21 protein-coding genes are annotated in these 19,815 nt (G+C 63.4%); 7 read left to right on the top strand and 14 right to left on the bottom strand.

Translation table 11 applies throughout. The features are described 5' to 3' along the window. The first annotated feature begins 6 nt into the window (after positions 1 to 6). The 4 genes from C1725_RS01505 to C1725_RS01490 all read left to right on the top strand — a co-directional run bounded on the left by C1725_RS01505 (position 7) and on the right by C1725_RS01490 (position 4,801). Positions 7 to 1,086 carry an ABC transporter permease subunit gene (locus C1725_RS01505; protein ID WP_102409927.1) on the top strand — a complete coding sequence of 360 codons (1,080 nt, stop codon included), beginning with the start codon at positions 7 to 9 and terminating at the stop codon, positions 1,084 to 1,086. Between the two features lie 6 nt (positions 1,087 to 1,092). Further along, entirely contained in the window at positions 1,093 to 2,094 is a 1,002-nt protein-coding gene (locus C1725_RS01500) for an oligopeptide/dipeptide ABC transporter ATP-binding protein (protein WP_102409926.1), read from the top strand. Continuing rightward, positions 2,091 to 3,056 (top strand): oligopeptide/dipeptide ABC transporter ATP-binding protein, encoded by a 966-nt coding sequence (locus tag C1725_RS01495; protein ID WP_102409925.1) that lies wholly within the window; start codon positions 2,091 to 2,093, stop codon positions 3,054 to 3,056. The genes C1725_RS01500 and C1725_RS01495 overlap by 4 nt, the downstream gene beginning before the upstream one ends. A gap of 65 nt (positions 3,057 to 3,121) precedes the next feature. Then, positions 3,122 to 4,801, top strand: a complete 1,680-nt coding sequence (locus tag C1725_RS01490; RefSeq protein WP_102409924.1) for an ABC transporter substrate-binding protein — start codon at positions 3,122 to 3,124, stop codon at positions 4,799 to 4,801. Between the two features lie 142 nt (positions 4,802 to 4,943). On the opposite strand, the gene C1725_RS01485 is transcribed toward C1725_RS01490, so the two are convergent. Further along, positions 4,944 to 5,642, bottom strand: coding sequence for a DUF2461 family protein (locus C1725_RS01485; protein WP_102409923.1), 699 nt, complete (start codon positions 5,640 to 5,642; stop codon positions 4,944 to 4,946). 111 nt (positions 5,643 to 5,753) lie between these two features. Here C1725_RS01485 and C1725_RS19110 point away from each other — a divergent pair, with 111 nt between their 5' ends. Next, complete coding sequence (locus C1725_RS19110) at positions 5,754 to 5,915, top strand: hypothetical protein (protein ID WP_346026229.1); 162 nt, start codon at positions 5,754 to 5,756, stop codon at positions 5,913 to 5,915. A gap of 68 nt (positions 5,916 to 5,983) precedes the next feature. Here the strand turns inward: C1725_RS19110 and C1725_RS01480 are convergent, their stop codons facing one another. Then, the gene (locus C1725_RS01480; RefSeq protein ID WP_346026228.1) at positions 5,984 to 6,613 is read right to left on the bottom strand and encodes an HAD family hydrolase; all 630 of its coding nucleotides are present in this window, start codon (positions 6,611 to 6,613) and stop codon (positions 5,984 to 5,986) included. Between the two features lie 94 nt (positions 6,614 to 6,707). Here C1725_RS01480 and C1725_RS01475 point away from each other — a divergent pair, with 94 nt between their 5' ends. After that, positions 6,708 to 7,196, top strand: a complete 489-nt coding sequence (locus tag C1725_RS01475) for a phosphatase PAP2 family protein (RefSeq protein ID WP_102409921.1) — start codon at positions 6,708 to 6,710, stop codon at positions 7,194 to 7,196. A 92-nt stretch (positions 7,197 to 7,288) separates the two neighbouring features. Here C1725_RS01475 and C1725_RS01470 read toward each other — a convergent pair whose 3' ends face one another. The 8 genes from C1725_RS01470 to C1725_RS01435 all read right to left on the bottom strand — a co-directional run bounded on the left by C1725_RS01470 (position 7,289) and on the right by C1725_RS01435 (position 15,415). Further along, positions 7,289 to 8,449, bottom strand: coding sequence for an extracellular solute-binding protein (locus tag C1725_RS01470; protein ID WP_102409920.1), 1,161 nt, complete (start codon positions 8,447 to 8,449; stop codon positions 7,289 to 7,291). 48 nt (positions 8,450 to 8,497) lie between these two features. Continuing rightward, entirely contained in the window at positions 8,498 to 9,907 is a 1,410-nt protein-coding gene (locus C1725_RS01465) for a penicillin-binding transpeptidase domain-containing protein (RefSeq protein WP_102409919.1), read from the bottom strand. Next, positions 9,904 to 11,181, bottom strand: a complete 1,278-nt coding sequence (locus C1725_RS01460) for an FtsW/RodA/SpoVE family cell cycle protein (RefSeq protein WP_346026227.1) — start codon at positions 11,179 to 11,181, stop codon at positions 9,904 to 9,906. The genes C1725_RS01465 and C1725_RS01460 overlap by 4 nt, the downstream gene beginning before the upstream one ends. A gap of 18 nt (positions 11,182 to 11,199) precedes the next feature. Next, positions 11,200 to 11,931, bottom strand: a complete 732-nt coding sequence (locus C1725_RS01455) for a hypothetical protein (protein ID WP_346026226.1) — start codon at positions 11,929 to 11,931, stop codon at positions 11,200 to 11,202. Between the two features lie 320 nt (positions 11,932 to 12,251). Then, on the bottom strand, positions 12,252 to 13,544 hold the full coding sequence (locus C1725_RS01450; protein ID WP_102409916.1) for an MATE family efflux transporter: 1,293 nt from the start codon (positions 13,542 to 13,544) through the stop codon (positions 12,252 to 12,254). A gap of 176 nt (positions 13,545 to 13,720) precedes the next feature. Then, positions 13,721 to 14,278 carry a manganese efflux pump MntP gene (locus tag C1725_RS01445; RefSeq protein WP_346026225.1) on the bottom strand — a complete coding sequence of 186 codons (558 nt, stop codon included), beginning with the start codon at positions 14,276 to 14,278 and terminating at the stop codon, positions 13,721 to 13,723. A gap of 112 nt (positions 14,279 to 14,390) precedes the next feature. Beyond that, entirely contained in the window at positions 14,391 to 14,927 is a 537-nt protein-coding gene (gene rbr / locus C1725_RS01440) for a rubrerythrin (RefSeq protein WP_102409914.1), read from the bottom strand. Between the two features lie 296 nt (positions 14,928 to 15,223). After that, positions 15,224 to 15,415 (bottom strand): TraY domain-containing protein, encoded by a 192-nt coding sequence (locus C1725_RS01435; protein WP_102409913.1) that lies wholly within the window; start codon positions 15,413 to 15,415, stop codon positions 15,224 to 15,226. Between the two features lie 116 nt (positions 15,416 to 15,531). Between C1725_RS01435 and C1725_RS01430 the strand changes: the two genes are divergently transcribed. Continuing rightward, complete coding sequence (locus C1725_RS01430; RefSeq protein WP_102409912.1) at positions 15,532 to 15,819, top strand: hypothetical protein; 288 nt, start codon at positions 15,532 to 15,534, stop codon at positions 15,817 to 15,819. Positions 15,820 to 15,860: 41 nt separating this feature from the next. Here C1725_RS01430 and C1725_RS01425 read toward each other — a convergent pair whose 3' ends face one another. From C1725_RS01425 to pstB, 4 genes are all read right to left on the bottom strand, one after another. Continuing rightward, positions 15,861 to 17,537, bottom strand: coding sequence for an ATP-binding protein (locus tag C1725_RS01425; RefSeq protein WP_102409911.1), 1,677 nt, complete (start codon positions 17,535 to 17,537; stop codon positions 15,861 to 15,863). Further along, positions 17,534 to 18,214, bottom strand: a complete 681-nt coding sequence (locus C1725_RS01420; protein WP_102409910.1) for a winged helix-turn-helix domain-containing protein — start codon at positions 18,212 to 18,214, stop codon at positions 17,534 to 17,536. Before C1725_RS01420 ends, C1725_RS01425 begins: the two co-directional genes overlap by 4 nt. A gap of 198 nt (positions 18,215 to 18,412) precedes the next feature. Then, positions 18,413 to 19,063 carry a phosphate signaling complex protein PhoU gene (gene phoU / locus C1725_RS01415; protein WP_102409909.1) on the bottom strand — a complete coding sequence of 217 codons (651 nt, stop codon included), beginning with the start codon at positions 19,061 to 19,063 and terminating at the stop codon, positions 18,413 to 18,415. Between the two features lies 1 nt (position 19,064). Continuing rightward, entirely contained in the window at positions 19,065 to 19,814 is a 750-nt protein-coding gene (gene pstB / locus C1725_RS01410; RefSeq protein WP_102409908.1) for a phosphate ABC transporter ATP-binding protein PstB, read from the bottom strand. Position 19,815: the final 1 nt, after the last annotated feature.

Genomic DNA, 19,815 nt, shown 5'->3' with positions numbered 1-19,815 from the left:
GACGAAATGAAAGCACTCGGAAACGACAAGCTGCCCAAGAAGCGCCTTTTGAGCATGCAGGTAGACCTGAGCCTGTTCGAGCCCGCCGGCGACGAGGAAAAGCGCCAGCACGACGTGATGCGCGAATCCACGACCTTTTTTAAGGACGGCATGCGCAAGCTGTTTAAAAACCCGCTGGCCGTGCTGAGCCTCGTCATCCTGGGCATCATCATCCTCACGATCCTCTTCGCGCCCCTGATCTGTCCCTACGGCTATTCGGACATGGTCACCGTAAACGGCAAGCGCGACAAGTCCGCCAAGAACCTTGCGCCCTTCCAATACTCCAAGATGGAACAGCAGGCCATCGAAGAGGGACAGGATATCTTCCCGCACATCTTCGGCACCGACGAGCTGTGCCGCGATTACTTCATCCGCGTGGTCTACGGCGCGCGCGTGTCTCTGGCCGTCGGATTGTTCGCGAGCATCATCGTGCTCATCATCGGCTTGCTGTACGGCTCGATATCGGGTTACATAGGCGGCAGGGTCGACATGATCATGATGCGCGTGGTGGACATCATCTCCTCGCTGCCCGACACCCTGATGGTCATCCTGCTCTCCGTCGTGCTCGACCAGGTGCTGGGCACAAAGCTGCAGGGCACGGTGTTCGCCAAGATCGGCAACAACATGATCAGCCTGTTCATCGTCTTCGGCGCGCTCTATTGGGTCAGCATGGCCCGCCTGGTGCGCGGCCAGATTCTTTCTATTAAATACAACGAATACGTGCTCGCGGCGCGCGCGCTGGGCGCAAAGCCCGGCCGCATCATCAAAAAGCACATCCTGCCCAACTGCATCAGCGTCATCTTCATCTCCACGGCGCTGCAGATTCCCTCCGCCATCTTCACGGAGAGCTTCCTCTCCTTTATCGGCCTGGGCGTTCAGGCGCCCATGCCCAGTCTCGGCTCTCTGGCCAACAACGCGCGCGGCAGCCTGCAGAGCTATCCCTGGAAGCTGGTCTTCCCCGCCGTCGGCATCTGCCTGATCGTGCTGTCCTTCAACCTGCTGGGCGACGGCCTGCGCGACGCCTTCGACCCGAAGCTGAGGAGGTAATGCACCATGAGCCTGCTTGAAGTCAAAAACCTGCACACCTCGTTCTTCACGGATTCCGGCGAAGTGCACGCGGTAAACGGCATCTCCTTCAGCCTGGAAAAGGGAAAGGTGCTGGGCATCGTGGGCGAATCCGGCTCCGGCAAGAGCGTGACCGCCTATTCCATTCTGCAAATCCTGACCGAGCCGGGCCGTATCACGGACGGCGAGGTGCTCTTCGGCGGCGAGGACATCCGCAAGTACTCGAAAGCGCAGATGCGCGCCTTTCGAGGCGCGAAAATCTCCATCATCTTTCAGGACCCGATGACGAGCCTGAACCCCGTGTACACCATCGGCAACCAGCTGTGCGAAGCCATCCGTCTGCACAGCGACCGCAGCCGTCAGGAGGTGCGCGACCGCGCCGTCGAAATGCTGCGCCTCGTGGGCGTCAACGAGCCCGAAAAGCGCGTGAAGCAATATCCGCACGAGCTGTCGGGCGGCATGCGCCAGCGCGTAATGATCGCCATGGCCCTCGCCTGTGAGCCGGACGTCCTCATCGCGGACGAGCCGACCACCGCGCTGGACGTGACCATTCAGGCGCAGATTCTCGAGCTCATGCAGGAGCTGCAGGAGAAGCTCGGCATGGCGATCATCATGATCACGCACGACCTGGGCGTCATCGCTGAGATGTGCGACGAGATCATCGTCATGTACGCCGGACGCGTATGCGAACGCGGAACGTCGGACGCGATCTTCTACCACCCCTGCCATGAGTACACGAAGGGCCTGCTGCGCTCGATTCCCAAGATCACGAAGGATCACGCAAAGCTGGTGCCCATCGCGGGCTCCCCGGTCGACCTGCTCAACATGCCCACGGGCTGCGCGTTTGCCTCCCGCTGCCAGAAGGCCATGAAGGTCTGCCTCACCCAGCAGCCGGAGGAGCTCCGGATCAACGACGAACAGATCGCCGCCTGCTGGATGAACGTCAAGTCCGTCTACGACGAAGCCGGAAAGGGGGATGAGCGTCCATGAGCGAGCACCTGATCGAGGTCAAGGATCTGAAACAGCACTTCCCCGTACGCACCGGCTTTTTCAAGACCACCATGCTCAAAGCGGTGGACGGCGTCTCCTTCGCCATCGACGAAGGCGAAACGCTCGGCCTCGTGGGCGAATCCGGCTGCGGTAAGACGACGGTGGGCCGCTCCATCCTGCACTTGTACGAGCCGACGGGCGGCGAGGTGCTTTACAAGGGCAACCGCGTCACAAAGCACAACATCGAAAGCTACCGCAAGGACATGCAGGTCGTCTTTCAGGACCCCTATTCTTCCCTCAACCCGCGCATGACGGTCGCGGACATCGTCGGCGAGCCGCTGGACATCCATCATTTGTACAAGACAAAGGCCGAGCGCAAGGAGAAGATCGACGAGCTGCTGAACCTCGTCGGCCTCAACAGCGACCATGCCCGCCGCTACGCGCACGAATTCTCGGGCGGCCAGCGCCAGCGTATCGGCATCGCCCGCGCGCTGGCGGTGAACCCCAAGTTCATCGTCTGCGACGAGCCCGTCTCCGCGCTGGACGTGTCCATTCAAGCGCAGATCATCAATACCTTTGAAGAACTGCAGCAAAAGCTGGGCATCGCCTATCTCTTCATCGCGCACGACCTGCTGGTCGTGCAGCACATGAGCCGGCGCATCGCGGTCATGTACCTGGGCCGCATCGTGGAAAGCGCCTCGGCGGACGAAATCATCGACCGCCCGATTCATCCCTACACGCAGTCGCTCATCTCCGCCATCCCGATTCCGGATCCGGAGACCGCGCGTTCCCGTCACCGTATCCCGCTCGAAGGCGACGTGCCCAGCCCGCTCCACATGCCGGAGGGTTGCTCGTTCCGCACCCGCTGCCGCTATGCGACCGAACGGTGCACGAAGGAATGCCCCGCGCTCAAGGACGTGGGCGGCGGCCACTTCGTCTCGTGCTGGAACCCACAGGGCTAAAGCGCTATCTGCCGGCGGGGGCGTACCCCGCCGGTCAAGATAAAAAAAACTAGGAGGTAGAATACATGAAGAAACTGCTTTCCATGCTCATGGCCGTGCTGATGATGACCACGTGCTTCAGCGCTGCGCTCGCCGACGCGGGCTCGGAGCCCGACTGGACGGAGTATAACGCGCTCATCGCCCAGATCAAGGCTGAGACCGACTACGCTGCCCGCGAAGCCCTGATGCACAAGGCCGAGGACATCGTGATGACCACCGGCTGCCTGCTGCCCATTTACTACTACAACGACCTGTTCATGATGAAGCCGGACGTCAAGGGCTTCTACGCCAACGTATACGGCACCAAGTTCTTCACCTACGCCACCAATGGCGACAACACCACCCTCAAGCTCCAGCTCGCCAGCGAGCCGGACAAGCTTGACCCGGCGCTCAACACCACAGTGGACGGCGCGAGCCTCGCGGCCAACAGCTTCGCGGGCCTGTACTCCTACGACGAGACCGGCCATCAGGTACCGAACCTCGCGGAGAGCTACATGGTCTCTGAGGACGGCCTGACCTACACCTTCACCATGAAGGACGGCCTCAAGTGGTCCAACGGCGACCCGCTGACCGCCAAGGACATGGAATACTCCTGGAAGCGCGCCGCCGCGCCGGATACCGCCGCGGATTACTCCTACATGTTCAACGGGATCGAGGGCTATCCTGAAAACCTGAACGTCGCGGCGTCCGAGGACGGCAAGACCTTCACCGTGAAGCTCTCCGCTCCCTGCGCGTACTTCCTCGATCTGGCCGCGTTCCCGACCTTCTTCGCGGTGCATCAGGCGACCGTGGAAGGCGCCGCGGGCTATAAGAACGAGGACGGCAGCATCGCCAACCCCGGCGCATGGGCGCTTGAGGCGGGCTTCGTCTCCTGCGGACCGTACATGCTCGAGAGCTGGACGCACAACGAGTCCATGGTCTACGTGAAGAACCCGAACTACTGGGATGCCGAGAACGTGAAGCTCGAGCGCCTTGAGTTCATGCTCTCCGCGGACGACACGGCTGTCTATTCCGCCTATCAGTCCGGCGACCTGGACTTCATCGACACCGTTCCCAACGACGAAATTCAGAACCTGCTGGACAACCCCGAATTCTACGTCGTGGATCAGCTGGGCACCTACTACGTCTGCTTTAACGTGAAGTCCCACCTGTTTGACGGCAAGACCGTGGAGCAGGCCAACGCGATGCGCCAGGCGTTCAGCGCGCTGGTGGATCGTCAGTACATCATCGACACCGTCGCGCAGACCGGCCAGAAGATCGCCACGAGCTTCGTGCCCGCGGGCATGGCGGACGGCAACGGCGGCGTGTTCAAGACGAACGATGCCGACTACACCTTCCCGGTCAACGACGGCTACTACGCCGAGGAGCCGGACGTGGATGCGGCGATCGAGCTGCTCAAGAGCGCGGGCTATGAGTTCGACGCGAACAACATGCTCTCTTCCTCCACCCCGATCACCTTCGAGTACCTGACCAACACCGCCACCAGCCACCAGGCGATCGCGGAGTGCATCCAGCAGGATCTGGCCGTCATCGGCATCAACATGACGATCAAATCCGTCGACTGGAACGTGTTCCTCAACGAGCGCAAGGCGGGCAATTACGACATCGCCCGCAACGGCTGGCTTGCGGACTTCAACGACCCGATCAACTTCCTGGAGATGTGGGAGACCGACTCCGGCAACAACGACGTGCAGTTCGGCCGCTGATTTCAGGATCACAAAGCGGAGCATGGCTTAGCCATGCTCCGCTGTTTTTTTGCATTTTTCAATACGACACCACAAACACTGATGAGCAGGCGATATTTCACACGCAGGACAGCGGCCGTTCAAAGCAGGCGCCCGACGTCCGTCAATAGGGCCTTGCGATCGCCCGCTTCTTTTCCTCCAACGCCGCGTCCATCAAAAAGCGATAGACGGGCGCGATGCGCGCAAAGTCGTCCGAGAGCCTGTCCGCCAGCCCGTCCGAAAAGAGCAGATCGAAGTCCGCGCTCTCCGCGTAAAATCCGATGCTCCGCCGCTCCAGCCACGCGCGCAGCGCCTCGGGCTGGTCGGGATAGCGTGCGCGCTTGAAGCATTCGCCTTCCATGCGGAAGACGTCCTGCGCAGCGTAGGCCCGCTGCGCCGCCTGAAACGACGGCGTGCCCGCCAGCACCATGGCGCGCAGCGTTTGCATGTAGCTGGACGAGGGCGCGTAAAACCCAGTGCCGTAGTTGAAGCCGTCCGGCCCGATTTCAAAGTAGAGGCCCGGCGCCTCGGTGCTGTGCATGCGCCCGCGCTTAAAGATGATCCACAGGGTGTCCCTGTAGAGCAGCTTGTCGTGCGAATAGCGCGTGTCCCGCCAGATGCGGCAGATCGTCTTGTCCACCCTCGGCTCCGTGACGACCTCCGCGTCGATTGTCCGCATGCAGGGGGTCAGCCGCACGACCAGCTCGCGCAGCGGTTCGATGACGAAACGTTGATACCGCTCGTGGTTCTCCGCGAACCAGGCGCGGCTGTCGCGAAGTCTGTTTTCGATCAGGAAATCGATCGTCTGCTGTGAAAAAGGCATAATGAACCTCCGTTTTGGGAAAGGCCGGCATATTCCTTCCGTCCGCGCACATACTATGCGTGTACAGGCCCTATGGGGCTTATGCAGATTGAAAAGGGGAGGCCTTGATCTATGAGCAAAGTCCTTTGCGCCGACTGCGGCGCACCGTATGACGCGCGCGAGATGCGCACCTGCCCGCACTGCGGCGCTTACGTGTGCAATGCCTGTGCGTCGCGGCAGGGCTGTCTTTGCGCCGAATGCGCGAGCGAAGACGACAGCTTCGTCCCGGATTAATCCATCGGTCCCGGAAAGCGGTTCCGGGGCCGGCCTATTTCCGGGATGACGCTGCGCCAAACGCCCGCTTACAGCTCGTCGTAATGCGCGATCACCCGGTCGCAGAGCTTTGTCATCGCCTCGCGGTCTGCCAGGTTGGTGCCGTCCTCGACGCCGATCACCCGGCAGCCCGCTTTTTTCGCGCCCTGCATGGCGTACAGCGCGTCCTCAAAGACCGTGCACTCCGCCGCCGTCACCCCGAGGCGCGAGGCCGTCAGCTCGAAGAATACCGGATCGTCCTTGCCGCGCCGCTCTTCCTTGGTGCCCACCACGAACCGGAAATAGGGCGTAAGGCCGTGGCGTTCGAGCGCGCGGACGGCCAGCGCCTGCGGGGTCGCCGTCGCAATGCAGCAGGGAACGTCCTGCGCCTTTAACCGCTCCAGATAGTCCCGAATGCCGGGCTTCAACCCGATTTCGTGCAGGTAGCAATACTCCATGTGCGAGAGGTACTCATCCATGATCGCCTGCGTGTTCACCTTCAGGCCAAAGCGCTTGGCGTACAGCTTGGCGGCCATCACGCCGCTCATCTGCCGAAGCGCCTCGCGCAGCTCGTCCGGCACCTCGATGCCCCGCTTCTGTAAGAAAAGGACGCTGAGCGATCGCCACTGCTCCATCGAGTCAAGCACCGTTCCGTCCATGTCAAAAATTGCCGCCTTCATTTCTTCCATCCATTCCGCGTGCGTTTTTCATTATTATAGCATAATGCGCCGTTTTGTGCTATGATGAGGGCATTCCATTCGGGGAGGCTCCGGGATGACCAAACAACGCTATGAAGCGATGATCGCCTGCTTTAAGGGCCCGCACAAGGACGCTTGGGTCTTCTGCTTCCGCTATGCGCCCTATCTGCTGGCCTTTCTGTACGCGGGGCTCTGCCTTTTCGTGATGTTCGCGCGGCCCGCGATCGCGGTGCGCGTCATCGGCGTTCCCGCGGTCGTCTTCGCCCTGTCAAGCGCGCTGCGCGCCGCCATCAACCGCCCGCGGCCTTACGACGCGCTGGGCTTTCGGCCGCTGCTGCCCCACAAGCCCGGCAAGGGCAAGAGCCTGCCCAGCCGCCACGCGGCCTGCGCAGTCGTCATCGCGTGCGCGTTGACCTACGCCTGCGCGCCGCTGGGCATCGTCGCCATTCCCCTGGCCGCCTTCGTCTGCGCTTCGCGCGTGCTGACCGGCATGCACTATCCCTCCGACGTGCTGTGCGCGGCCGCTCTTTCGCTTCTGTGCGCGTGGGTGGGGTTCGGGGCGTAACGCGCTGTATTACGCTTCCACGACCGATCGTTAAAAATCCGCAGGGCTGCGTCCATTAAGCCAGCCCTGCGGATTTTTCTTCTATACTTTGCTTAGAACGCGCTGCCGAGCACGCTGTTCGCGTCCGCGCTGCCGTTGAGAATGTCCGGCAGCTCCGCCATCCAGGTGTAGAAGCCCTCGCCGCCCACGTCCATCAGCGAACGCACGAACGCCGGCGCGCCCTGGGTCATGGTCTTGGCGCTGTCCAGCAGCCTGCCGGAGAAAGAGTAGGCCAGCTTTTCGCTGTTCTCACCGGTCAGCAAAGCCTTCACCAGAGAGACCGCCGCCTCGCGGCGCGCATCGTCGTTCCACGCGGCGCGCGTGATGTAGCAGCCGATGGTAGCGCCGCCGACCAGCGCGCCCTCGACCGCGCCCTCGCCATATGCGGGCAGCGCGATCACGATGGTCCGTTCCATCTGCTCGGCCGGAAGCGATGCGCCCAGCCATTCGCCGTCCACGCGCATCGCGGCCTCATGCTCGACGAAGCGGCGCGAGGCCTCGTCGTCCGCAATCGTCAGGGCGTCCGTGCCGAACGCGCCCGCGTTGTACAGCTCCTTCAGCATATCCATGCCGCGCGCGTAGGAGGCGGGCACTCCCTGCTTCGGGTCCGCGTTATGGTCCTGCGGCGCACCGGCAGAAAGCACCACGCTGTCCACCAGGTCGTGCGGCCAGTCGCTCAGCGCGTTGGAAATCGGGGTGAGGCCCAGCGCCTTGAACTTCGCCACTGCGTCCATCAGTTGCTGCCAGGTCGTGGGCAGCGCCACGCCGTTGATCTCGAACAGGTCCGCGTTGACGTACAGCGCGACCCAGGTGTAGCGCAGCGGCAGGGCGTATACGTTGCCGTCCGATTGCCGCAGGTTGTCCGGAGCGGGCAGCGTGAGCTCGGGATACTTCGCGGCGATCTCGACGGCGGGCACGAACTGCGCGGCCATCTCATCCGTGAAGCTGCTGGTGGGGTAGAAGAGCACGTCCAGCGTGCCGCCGGTCAGCCCCTCCTTCACCGTGGACATCCAGTTTTCGTCGGGCAGCGCGGAGGAATCCTCCACCATGTTCCCCGACTCCTGCTCCCAGGCGGCCAGCGCGTCCACGTAAATCTGCGCGGCAAAATCGTAATCGGAGAACGGCGACGTCGTGGACACCGTCAACCCGTCCGCCATCGCGCCCGCCGGAATCAGCAGGCACAGCGCCATGAGCATAGCCAGAAACTTCTTCATAAGATAAACCTCCTTTTGGTCTCGTATGATGCAAAGCCCTTACGGGGCTCAGAATCCGAGCTCGAGCGCCTTTTGCAGCGCCTTCTTGGCAAGCGGCGCGGCCACCTGGCCGCCGGAACCGCCGAACTCCACCACCACCGCGATAGCCAGCGGATGCTCGTCATCCTGGATGAAGCCGACGTACCACGCGTGCGTGTCGATCGTCTTGTCGTCCGACGCCTCCGCGCTGCCGGTCTTGCCGCCCACGCGATAGCCGTCGATGGCCGCGCGCCGCGCGGTGCCGCCGCGCACGGTGGACACCATGTAATCCGCGATCGTACCGGCGACTTCCTCGCTCATCGCCTTGGAATACACCCGGCTGCCCGCGAGCTTGCGGGTCTGCCCCTGCGGGGTGACGATCGCCTTGAGCAGCCGGGGCTCCATCATGGAGCCGCCGTTGGCCACCGCGCCCGCGATCATCGCCATATGCAGCGGCGTCACCAGCACGCGGCCCTGGCCGACGCCCGACCACGCGAGGTCGTCCAGGCTCTTGTCGTCGATGGGGTAGCTGGAATTGTACACCACCAGATCGCGGAAGAGGAAGTTGTCGTTAAAGCCCATGTCCTGCGCCGTGAGGCCCAGCGTCTGGTAGCCCAGGTCCAGCGTCAGCGAGGCGAAGATGTTGTTGCAGCTGTTGGAGAAGGCCTGCACGAGCGTCTGTTCTCCGTGCACCGCCATGCCCGCGTCGGTGACGACCGACTTGTCCACCTGAAGCTGGCCCGTGCAGTCGAACGTGCGGCCCGCCACGTCCGGCATCGCCGTGAGGGCTGAGGCCAGCGTCACGATCTTGAAGACCGATCCCGGCGGATAGAGCCCCTGCGTCGCGCGGTTGACCAGCGCGCCCGCCGCCTCGTCGGACAGCGCCTCGCTCATGTTCTCCGGGTCGAAGTCACCCTTGGAGACCATCGCGAGGATGTCGCCCGTCTTGTAGTTGAGCACCACCGCCGCCCCCAGCCGCCCCTTGGGGAACGCCTTGGAGATGGACTCGGAAAGCTCCGCGCTGATGGTAAGCTGCACGTCGTCGCCGTGCTGCTGCTGGCCCTTGATGACGTCCAGCAGCCGTTCCAGCACGTTGGAGTTAAAGCCCAGCAGGTACTGCGCGTGAAACGTCTCCACGCCGTTGGCGACCTTCGCGCTGTCGTCGCCCACCACGTGCGACACCGCGCGGCGCGTGGACTCCCCGTCCGCATAGCGCCGGTTCCCGGTCGTATCCGTGTAGGCCAGCACCGTGCCGGCCGTATCGGTCACGGTGCCCGCGATGACCGTCTGTTTTTTAGAGCTGATGCGCGTGTTGTAGGGATTGGCGAACCAGCGCCCGCCGTAAAAGTAGGTCGAATAGCAGAAGTAGAGCATCCAAACCGCGAAGAGGCTGAGCAGTGCCAGCGCGACGAGACGGATATGACGCCGAAGTTCCTTCATGCAACCCCCGCCCCCTCCCGCGCGCCGGCCATCTCGATGTCCTGCTCCAGGTCTTCGCGCACGCGCGATGAGATGCCCTGCAGGAAGCCCATCAGGCCCATGCAGGAGAGCATCGAGGTGCCGCCGTAGCTGATAAAGGGCATTGTGATGCCGGTAAGGGGAATCAGCTTGATGACGCCGCCGATGATGACGAACGTCTGCACGCCCAAAAGCGACGTGCAGCCCAGCGCCAGCAGCGCCAGGAACGACCGGCGCGAACGCAGCGCCAGAGAAATACCGCGCACGATGATGACCACGTACACCGCCACGACGCAGATGCCAAACAGGATGCCGAACTGCTCGCAGATGACCGCGAACACGAAGTCCGTATAATAGGCGGGAATCACGCGCGGCTGGCCGAGGCCGAGGCCCACGCCCACCAGCCCGCCGGAGCCGATCGCCAGCAGCGCCTGAATGATCTGATATCCCTTGCCCAGCGCGTCCGACCAGGGGTTCCGCCACATGGCCACGCGTACCTTGACGTGGGCGAACATGTTGTAGCCCACCACGGCCGCGCCCGCGCCGCCGCCGAGGCCCGCCACGGTGAGCGGCACGTTGCCGGAGGCCGCGTAGAACAGGATGATGGCGGTAAAGTAGTACATCAGCGCCGTGCCCAGGTCGCGCTGGAGCATCAGCAGCCCGAGACAGCCGCCGGTGAAGATGATGGCGGGCGTCATCTGAAGCAGCGTGCGGTGCGCGCTGAAGAAGTAGGCCAGCACGACGAGCAGCATGAGCTTGACGACTTCGGAGGGCTGAAAGGAGCCCAGAAACGGCACCGAAACCCAGTTCTTCGCGCCGTCCTGCCAGGAGCCGAAGAGCAACGGCAGCAGCAGCAGCCCCAGCCCTGCGGGAATGATGAGCCAGCAGAGCATCCGCCACGAGCGGATGATGCGCACGACCAGGATGCACACGACCATGACCATCAAGCCCAGTCCGTAAAACATCGCCTGCTTCGTGCCCTTTTCCGGCAGCATGCTGTACAGGATCACGACGCCGACGCCGCAAAGGAAGTTCATCAGCGCCATCAGCAATCGGTCGGCGGGCAGAAATTTCGGCAGAATCATCGTGGAAAACCAGCAGAGCGCGGGCATGTACAGCGCGAGCGAGATCGCCTGGAGCATTTCCGTCTCCTGCCTGTCCGGGTGCATGGCGATGAGCAGGAAGGCGAGGATTTCAAAGAGCATGATCGCCGCAACCAGCGAACGAATCGGCGTCTTGACCGGCCGCTTCTTCACGGGCATCCCCTCCCTCTCTTAATCGTCATCGTCGTTTCCCCCGTAAATGGGGTTGTCATCCGGCACGCCGTCTCTGCGCTTGCGCCGGATGGCCTTCGCCACCGCAGGCGAAACGGCCTTTGCCTCTGCGGGCGCGCCCTTTGCCTTCCCGCGCGCCGTGGGCCTGCGCGCCGCGCCTTTGCCGCCCGCCGCTTTTTCCTGCGGCTTTTGAGATACGGTTTGGCGCGCGCGCTTCGGCTTCTCCTGCGTCCGGTCGGACTCGAAGTCGCTCAGCGCCGTCTCCTCCGGTTCGTCCGCCCGGCGGCGGCGGCGCGCGGCGGATTTCACGGGCGGCTTCTTTCCCCGGCTCGCGCGCCTGCGCGCCTCCGGCGTCACGTAGGGCTCGCCGTCCGCGTCCAAAGCGCCCAGCAGCTCCACGCCCGAGAACAGCCGAAGCTGCAAAAGCACCTCACCCACGCAGACCGAGGCGCCGTGCAGCAGCACCGCCTCATCGCCGGATCCCACGTGCGCGCCGTCCGCGAGGAACCCCTCCGGATCGGCGGGCACCATGTGCAGCCCATCTTTTTCCAGCCAGAAAATCGCTGCTTTTGCGGGCACGCTGCTGTGGTGCACGCACACGTCGCACGCGCGCGCGCTGCCGAGCGTCCCCTCGCAGGGCAGGTTGATCTCGTCGCCCGCCTCCATCCTCCGGCTCTCGCCGCTCATCACGTAAAAGGCGCCGATGAAGCCTGCGTCCGGCAGTTTCTGCATCACCTGCCGCCGAAGATGGTAATCGCGGAGAATCCAGTTGAGCGCCCTATATACAACCATAAAGGCGAGAAAGATAAACACATATCGCATGCTTAACGATGCGATTTCATACCATGCTTCCGACAGAGCGTATCGCTCCCTTCCAGGAGTACTTTAGGGGCGCAATCGCGCGTCCTATTCGCTCATTATACCATGTTTATCCGTGAAATGCGAAGCATTCCGCCGGTTCGGGATTCGTCATTACATCTTATTAGACGAACGAACACCCCGCAAGCATGCCGTCCGAACGTAAAAATGTCGAAAAGAGCGCTTATGCCGCTTCACCCTGCGCGGCGCGCCATGCGCAGCGCCAGAAAAAGCGCCGCCAGCTCCGCGCAGGGAAAGGCAAGCCACACGCCGGTCATGCCCAGCCACGCCCCCAGCGCCGCCACCGCAGGCAGGGGCGCGGCGCAGCCGCGCAGCAGGGAAAGGGCGAAGCCCGCTCGCTCGCGTCCCCCGGCGCTGAAAAAGGCGGCCAGCACGATGTTCACGCCCGCGAAGAGAAAGCCCGAAAAGTAAATGCGCAAACCCGGGACGGCGAGTGCGCGCAGCGCCTCGTTCCCTTCCCCGTTGAACGCGGCGGTTACCGGCTCCGCCAGCAGGAAAACCATCGCATACAGCCCCGCCGCCAGCAGCAGGGCGACGCGCAGCGCCCGGCGCAGGACGCCCCGCATGCCCGCCCGGTCGCCGAGGCCGCAGCGCTCGCTCACCAGCGGCTGAATGCCCTGCGCCAGCCCGGAGAAGAGCGCCGTCGCCACCAGCGCGAGGTTCGCCACCACGCCGTAAGCCGCAACCCCGACCGTGCCTGAAAGCGCCAGGATGACGCGGTTGGAGACCATCAGCAAAAGGCCCGTGGAGACTTCCATGACCAGCGCGGCCAGCCCCGGGACGGCGACGCCCGCCATGCGCCGGGCGCTCAGGCCGCAGGCGACAGGGCGGAAGCCGCAGCCGCCCCGCGCAAAATGCGGGCTCAGCACCGCCATGCTGACGATGGGCGCAAGACCCGTCGCAAAGGCCGCGCCGAACATGCCCAGACGCAGCGGAAAGAGGAACAGGTAGTCGAGCAGGATGTTGGAGAAGCTGCCCGCGAGCATGGCCGCCATCGCCAGACGAGGCGCGCCGTCGTTTCGGACAAAGGCGAGCAGCAGGTTATTGAGGATGAAGCAGGGTGCAAAGAGCAGGATCGTCCGCAGGTAGACGCGGGTCATCGCATGCGTCTGCGCGTCGGTTCCAAGCGCGCGGCAAAGCGGCTCCGTTCCGAAAAGTCCCAGCGCCGCAAACAGCGCCGCCGCCAGCATCCCCAAGCGCAGTGCGTCCGTAAAGGCGCGGTTCGCCCGCCGCGCGTCGCCCTGCGCCCGGAAGACGGCGTAGCGCGTCGCCCCGCCGATGCCGGCCATCAGGCCGGCGCCGTTTATGACGCTGTACACCGAGATCGCCAGGTTCAGGGATGCGAGCCCCCCAGCGCCCATGCCCGCGGAGATAAAGAAGGTATCGGCCAGGATGTAACAGGAAAGGCCCAGCATGCCGAAGATCTGCTGGGATACGTAGCGCGCGAATTGCCGGCGGTCGTTCATGGCTCGTCCTCCTAAAGCCCAAAAAAGCATCCGGTGTTTCACGCCTACGAGGCCTAAAGGCGTGAACCCGAATGCTTCCGGCGCGCTACCCGGCGGCAGCGCAGCCGCATGTGCTCATGAAATTTGAGGTCATTATACCATAGCGCCCGAGCCGTGGCAAGGGCGCGCCTGACATCTTACACCCCAATTTCCCAGACGCCGATGAGGATGAGCAGCACAGCCGCCGTCCGCTCCAGCCAGGGGCCGGAGACAAGCCGGCTCCCCCTGCGCCCGAGCAGGTTCCCCACCCCGACGCAAAGCAGGCTGAAGCCGCCCGTCACCAGGGCGATGGGCACGGGCCCCAGGCCCGTCATGCCCGCTGCAAACGCCGTCGCCAGGCAGTTGGCCGCGAGGGCGAGGCCGAGTACCAGCGTCTCCCGCCAGGAAAGCGCTCCCGGCCCACCGGGCTTCGCCGGACACCCTTCTTCCTGCGCGTGCGGCTTTCTGTGAATCATCAGCGGTCCGGCGCCCAGCAGGATGAGCAGCACGCCGCCCAATATGTTCGGAATGCGGCCGACCGCGGCGCACAGGGAGGATACGTAGCAGCAGACGAACGCGGCCGCAGCCGAAAGCGCGGCGATGACGCCGTTTTGCGCGGGGCTGATGCGCTTGCCCTGAAAGCCCATGCTCATGCCGATGATGAGATTATCCAGATTGGTGGCTACGCCCAGCAGCAACACCGATAAAATATGCAATGAAAACACCCCCTCCGTTCACCGTATGCGGCGACCGGCAGGGGGTGCAAGGGTTTGCGTCAAAGGCGGACGGATAAAGACGCCCGGCGGCCAAGCCGCCGGGCGATCCAAATCAGTAGTTCTTCGCGAGAATCTGGAAGTAGGACTGCGGGTGCGAGCAGACCGGGCAAACCTCCGGCGCCTTCTTGCCCACCACAATGTGGCCGCAGTTGGCGCACTGCCAGATCTGATCTCCCTCGCGGGAGAAGACGACGCCTTCCTTCACGTTGGAAAGCAGCTTGCGGTAGCGCTCCTCGTGCTCCTTCTCGATCTTGCCGACCTGCTCGAACAGGAAGGCGATGTGCTCAAAGCCCTCTTCCTTTGCGGTCTTGGCGAAGCCGTCGTACATATCGGTCCACTCGTAGTTCTCGCCCTGCGCCGCATCCAGCAGGTTTTCGGGCGTGGAGGGCACGCCGTCGTGCAGCAGCTTGAACCAGATCTTCGCGTGCTCCTTCTCGTTGTGCGAGGTCTCCATGAACAGATCGGCGATCTGCTCGTAGCCGTCCTTGCGCGCCTTGGAAGCGTAGTACTGATATTTGGTATGCGCCTGGCTTTCGCCGGCGAACGCGGCCTGCAGGTTCTCATACGTCTTGCTGCTCTTCAGTTCCATAATCAAATCCCTCTTTCTTTCCGCGCTCGTTACGGGCGCTTGTTTTTTCATTTGTGAGAATCATTCTCACTTTTGAGTTCAGTATAATCCGAAAACTCGTCTTTGTCAAGGGAAAAGATGAGAAAACTTTGTAAATTTTCCGTTCAGGCGTCGGTTTCCGCATGGCCGGCGGGTCGCCGGGAGCCCTTGAGCCTCTCCCCCGTCCGGCACACTGGGCGAACAAAAAGGCCGTCCGATTCCTCGGGCAGCCAACGTGGTTTATACGGTTTTATGGAATCGGGCTAATTCCGGGTCGCTCACTTTTGTTCGGCGTCGTCAAAGGGCGTCTCGATGACGCCGTGCTCCGCCTCGAACTCCGCAATTCTCTTGCGGACGAGACGAGTGAGTTCGCGGCTGATAGGACGGTCCTCGCTCTGCGCAATATAGTGGAGCTTAAACATCGTCTTTTTATCCAGCCTCAGCGGATAGTCCTTCGTCTCTTTCTTCATAAACAAATCACCTACATTGAGAATAGAATGTAGGTCTATTATGATCTCACTTACCGTGATATAATGTCATAAGATATCTATTGATATCTCAAAATTTTCATGAGAGGAGCGAACTTATGCCAACCGTCTGTCACTGCGGCTGTTATTGCTGCATGCACAACAGCCACGGCAAATGCAACCGCGTAGTCATCGAACTCGGGCTGATCGGAAACTGCTGCCACTCCTTCGCCACCGAGGACGAGCTCTGGAACGAGCGCCCGCGTGAAGGCCGCGACATCCCCCTGAGCGCTGTATCCAACCCGGACTTTCCGCGCCGTTACCGCGCCGCCAGCCGAATGGAGGCGCAGCAGCTGCGCACGCCCGGCGTGCATACGGGCAAAGAAATCAGGCTGTACGGCAGCTGACCGCCGCACAGCCTGATTTCACAAATGGATACGCCGCGCCCTCACGCCTGCCGCAGGAGCGGCAGCCTCACCTCAAACGTCGTGCCCTCGCCCTCCGCGCTGGTCATGCGCACGCTGCCGCCGTGCGCCTCGGCCACGTGACGCACGATGGACAGGCCCAGTCCGGTGCCGCCCGTCTTCTTGGAGCGGCTCTTGTCCACGCGGTAAAAGCGTTCAAATACGCGCGCCTGGTGCTCGCGCGGGATGCCGATGCCCGTATCGCGCACGCAAAGCACCGCCTGCGCGCCCTCAGCATGCAGCGTCATTTCCACCAGGCCGCCGTCGTGATTGTACTTGACCGCGTTGTCGCACAGGTTCTGTGCCAGCTCCTCGAGCATCACCTTGTCCCCGCGCACGCAGCACGCCTCGCCGCTTACGGTGAGGGCGATGCCGCGCGCGTCGGCCTGCGGCTGAAGCCGCGCCGCCACGTCGCGCAGGACGCCCAACAGCGCCACGGGTTCGGTGAAGGAATCTGGCCGGAGCTCGTCGAGCTGCGACAGGCGCAGGATGTCTCCGATCAGCGTCACCATGCGGTCCGCCTCCTGCTTGATGCGCGCGGCGCATCCCTTCATGTCGCCGTCGCGCACCATGCCGCAGGCCATCATCTCCGCAAAGCCGGAAATGCTGGTGAGCGGCGAGCGCAGTTCGTGAGACACGTTGGCTGTGAATTCTCGGCGCATGCGCTCCGCCCTCCGCCGCTCGGTTACGTCGCTGAGCAGCAGGATCGCCCCGCCGGCCGCGCTCCCTTCGTAGACGGGGCTCGCGACGAAGCGATAGGTGCGGCCGGTGAGATCCACGTCCCCTTCCACGCTTTCGCCGTGCAGCGCCGCCTCCAGCGCCTCGCGCAGGGCGATAGAGCGCGAGATGCGCACGAAGTGCGCGCCCTGCCAGGCGGTGCCGCGCGCGCCGAGCAGGTCGAGCGCGCTCTCATTGACCATGACCGCCGCGCCCGAGGCATCGACGAAGACGAGCCCCTCGCGCATGTGGCTGGTAATGGAGGCGATGCGGTCGCGCTGGGCGGCCAGATCGGTCAGCTTCTCGGCGAGCTGCTCCTGCTGGTGCGCGATGCGGCGCACGAACGGCTGGAGCTCCTCGAAGCAGACGCTGTCCTCCGGGTGATCCATGTCGATCTTATCCAGCGGGGCGAGCACGCTGCGGGTGAAGCGGCCGGAGAGCAGCAGGCTCGCGGCCACGCACAGCAGCAGCACCAGCAGGATGACGGGAAGCCCCTGCACGAGCGTCGCGGCGGCGCTCGCCGCCGGACGCGCCAGACGCAGCACGCGGCCATCTGAAAGGCGCAGCGCACTGTAATACATGTTTTCCAGCAGCGTCCGCGAGCGGCGCGTATCCTCGCCGCCGCCCTTTGTCAGCGCCTGCGCAACCTCCGGCCTGTCCTGATGGTTCTCCATCAGGGCGGCGTCCGCGTCCGTGTCGAAGAGCACCTCGCCTTCCGGGGAGAGCAGCGTCACGCGCGCGTCGCTCGTTCGCAGGGCCGCGAGATAGCCGTCTTCGCTTGCCGCCTGTAGGAGGCCGACGGCGAGCGTTTGCGTCTCCGCGCGCATTTCCGCGTGCACGCGGTCCTGAAAAAAAGGATAGACGGTGCTAAGCAGCAGCACCGCCGTCAGGAGCGTCATCGCCAAAGAGAGCGCGCACATGCGCGCATACAGCCTTCTCTTCATCCCCGCTCCTCCAGCTTATACCCCGCGCCGCGCACTGTCTTGATCTGCGCGCCGCCCGCGCCCAGCTTCTGGCGCAGCGTCTTCACATGCACGTCCACCGTGCGGCTCTCGCCCTCAAAGTCGTAGCCCCAGACCTTCTGCATGAGCTGCTCGCGCGAGAGCACATGGCCCGCGTTTTGCATCAGGGCGAACAGCAGCTCGTATTCCTTATGGGTCAAGGTGATCTCCGCGCCGTCCGAGGCGACGGTATGCGCTGCCGTGTCCATCTCGATGCTCCCGAGCCGCAGGCGCTCCGGCCTCTCCTCCACGCCCGCGCGGCGAAGCACCGCGCGCACGCGCGAAAGCAGCTCCATCACGCCAAAGGGCTTGGTCACGTAGTCGTCCGCCCCCGCGTCCAATCCCTTGACCTTGTCGTACTCCGAGCCCTTGGCTGTCAGCATGATGACTGGAAGCTTCTGCGTCCTGGACGCCGCGCGCAGGCGCGAAAGGATGGAAAGCCCGTCCTCGTCCGGCAGCATGATGTCCAGCAGCAGCAGGTCGGGCGTCTCCTTTTCCAGCGCCGCCCGCATGGAGGCGCCGTCCTCAAAGCCGCGCGCCTCAAAACCGCCCGCGGAAAGCGCGTAAAGCACCAGCTCGCGAATGCTCGCGTCGTCCTCGACGCAGTAAACCGTAGGCATGCCTTTCCCTCCTTATTTGAGAGGCTTTGTCCCCCCCAACACCCCGTCTTTCGCCTCACGGCGGAGCGGGGGAATTCCTTCATCAGACGCATCCTTTTCCGCGGGCAGGCAGGCGGTTCAAGACGGACGCATTGCCGTAAAGCCGGCGCGCCGGGGGAAAAACGCCTTGAAACGCGGCGCGCCCGCTTTGGGCGCCGCCTATTGCAGGCTGCTGTGCACGCCCGTAATGGAGTAGACCACCCACTCCGCGATGTTCGTCGCGTGGTCGCCGATGCGCTCCAGATACTTGGCGATCATCATCAGGTCGATCGCCTCCTCAGCGCTCTCGCGCTGCTCGCGAATGCGCTCGATCAAGTCGGCCCGCGCCGCGCTGAAGAGCTTATCCACCTCGTCGTCCTCGCTGACGACCGACCGCGCCAGCTCCTCGTCCCGGCGCACGAAGGCGTCCAGGCTGTCCGTCACCATCTGGATGGTCGCGCGCGCCATCTGCGTGATGTGCACGGGCGTCGCCTGCGCGCCGTCCTTCGCCAGCAGCACCACGATCTCGCAGATGTCCGCCGCCTGATCCCCGATGCGCTCCATGTCCGTGATCATCTTGAGCGCCGCAGAGATGAAGCGCAGATCCCGTGCCACAGGCTGCTGCTGCAACAAAAGTTTCAAGCACAGGCTCTCGATTTCCTGCTCCATGCGGTTGATTTCCTCGTCATTTCTTGTGACGGCGCGCGCCTTTTCCACGTCGCGCTTTTCCAGAGCCGTCACCGCGCCGTCGATTGCGCGCTCGATCAGCCCGCCCATTTCCATCAAAAGATCGCTGAGCCGCTCCAGCTGCCCGTCAAAGCGAATGCGCATCTTATCCGAACCTCCCCGTGATGTAATCCTCCGTGCGTTTGTCGCGCGGCATGGAAAAGACCTGTTCGGTCGCGCCGAACTCCACGACCTCGCCCAACAGGAAGAACGCCGTTTTGTCTGAGATGCGCGTGGCCTGCTGCATGTTGTGCGTGACGATGACGATCGTGTACCGCTCCTTCAGCGTCTGCGCCAGCTCCTCGATCTTGGTCGTGGAGATCGGGTCCAGCGCGCTGGTGGGCTCGTCCATCAGCAGCACCTCCGGCTCCACCGCCAGCGCGCGGGCGATGCAAAGGCGCTGCTGCTGCCCGCCGGAGAGGCCCAGCGCGCTCTTCTTCAGGCGATCCTTGAGCTCGTCCCAGATCGCCGCGCTGCGCAGGCTCCTTTCCACGATTTCGTCCAGCCGCGCGCGCTGCGTAACCCCGTGCGTGCGCGGGCCATAGGCGATGTTGTCGTACACGCTCATGGGGAAGGGGTTCGGCTTTTGGAATACCATGCCCACGCGCCGCCTGAGCAGGTTCACGTCCATGTCGCCGTAGATGTCCTCGCCGCAAAGCCGCACGCTTCCCTCGATGCGGCAGCCCTCTACCAGGTCGTTCATGCGGTTGAGCGACTTGAGCAGCGTGGACTTTCCACAGCCCGAGGGGCCGATGAAGGCCGTGATTTCGTTCTTTTCGACGTGCATCGACACGTCCTTCAGCGCGTGAAAGTCGCCGTAATAGAGGTTCAGCTTTTCAATCGTGAATGTATCCATC

Origin of the sequence: Beduinella massiliensis, from assembly GCF_900199405.1 — a bacterium.
GTDB classification, from domain to species: Bacteria; Bacillota; Clostridia; order Christensenellales; family Aristaeellaceae; genus Beduinella; species Beduinella massiliensis.
Note: the sequence above shows the minus strand (reverse complement) of the source record. Positions and strands in the feature narration are given on the sequence as shown.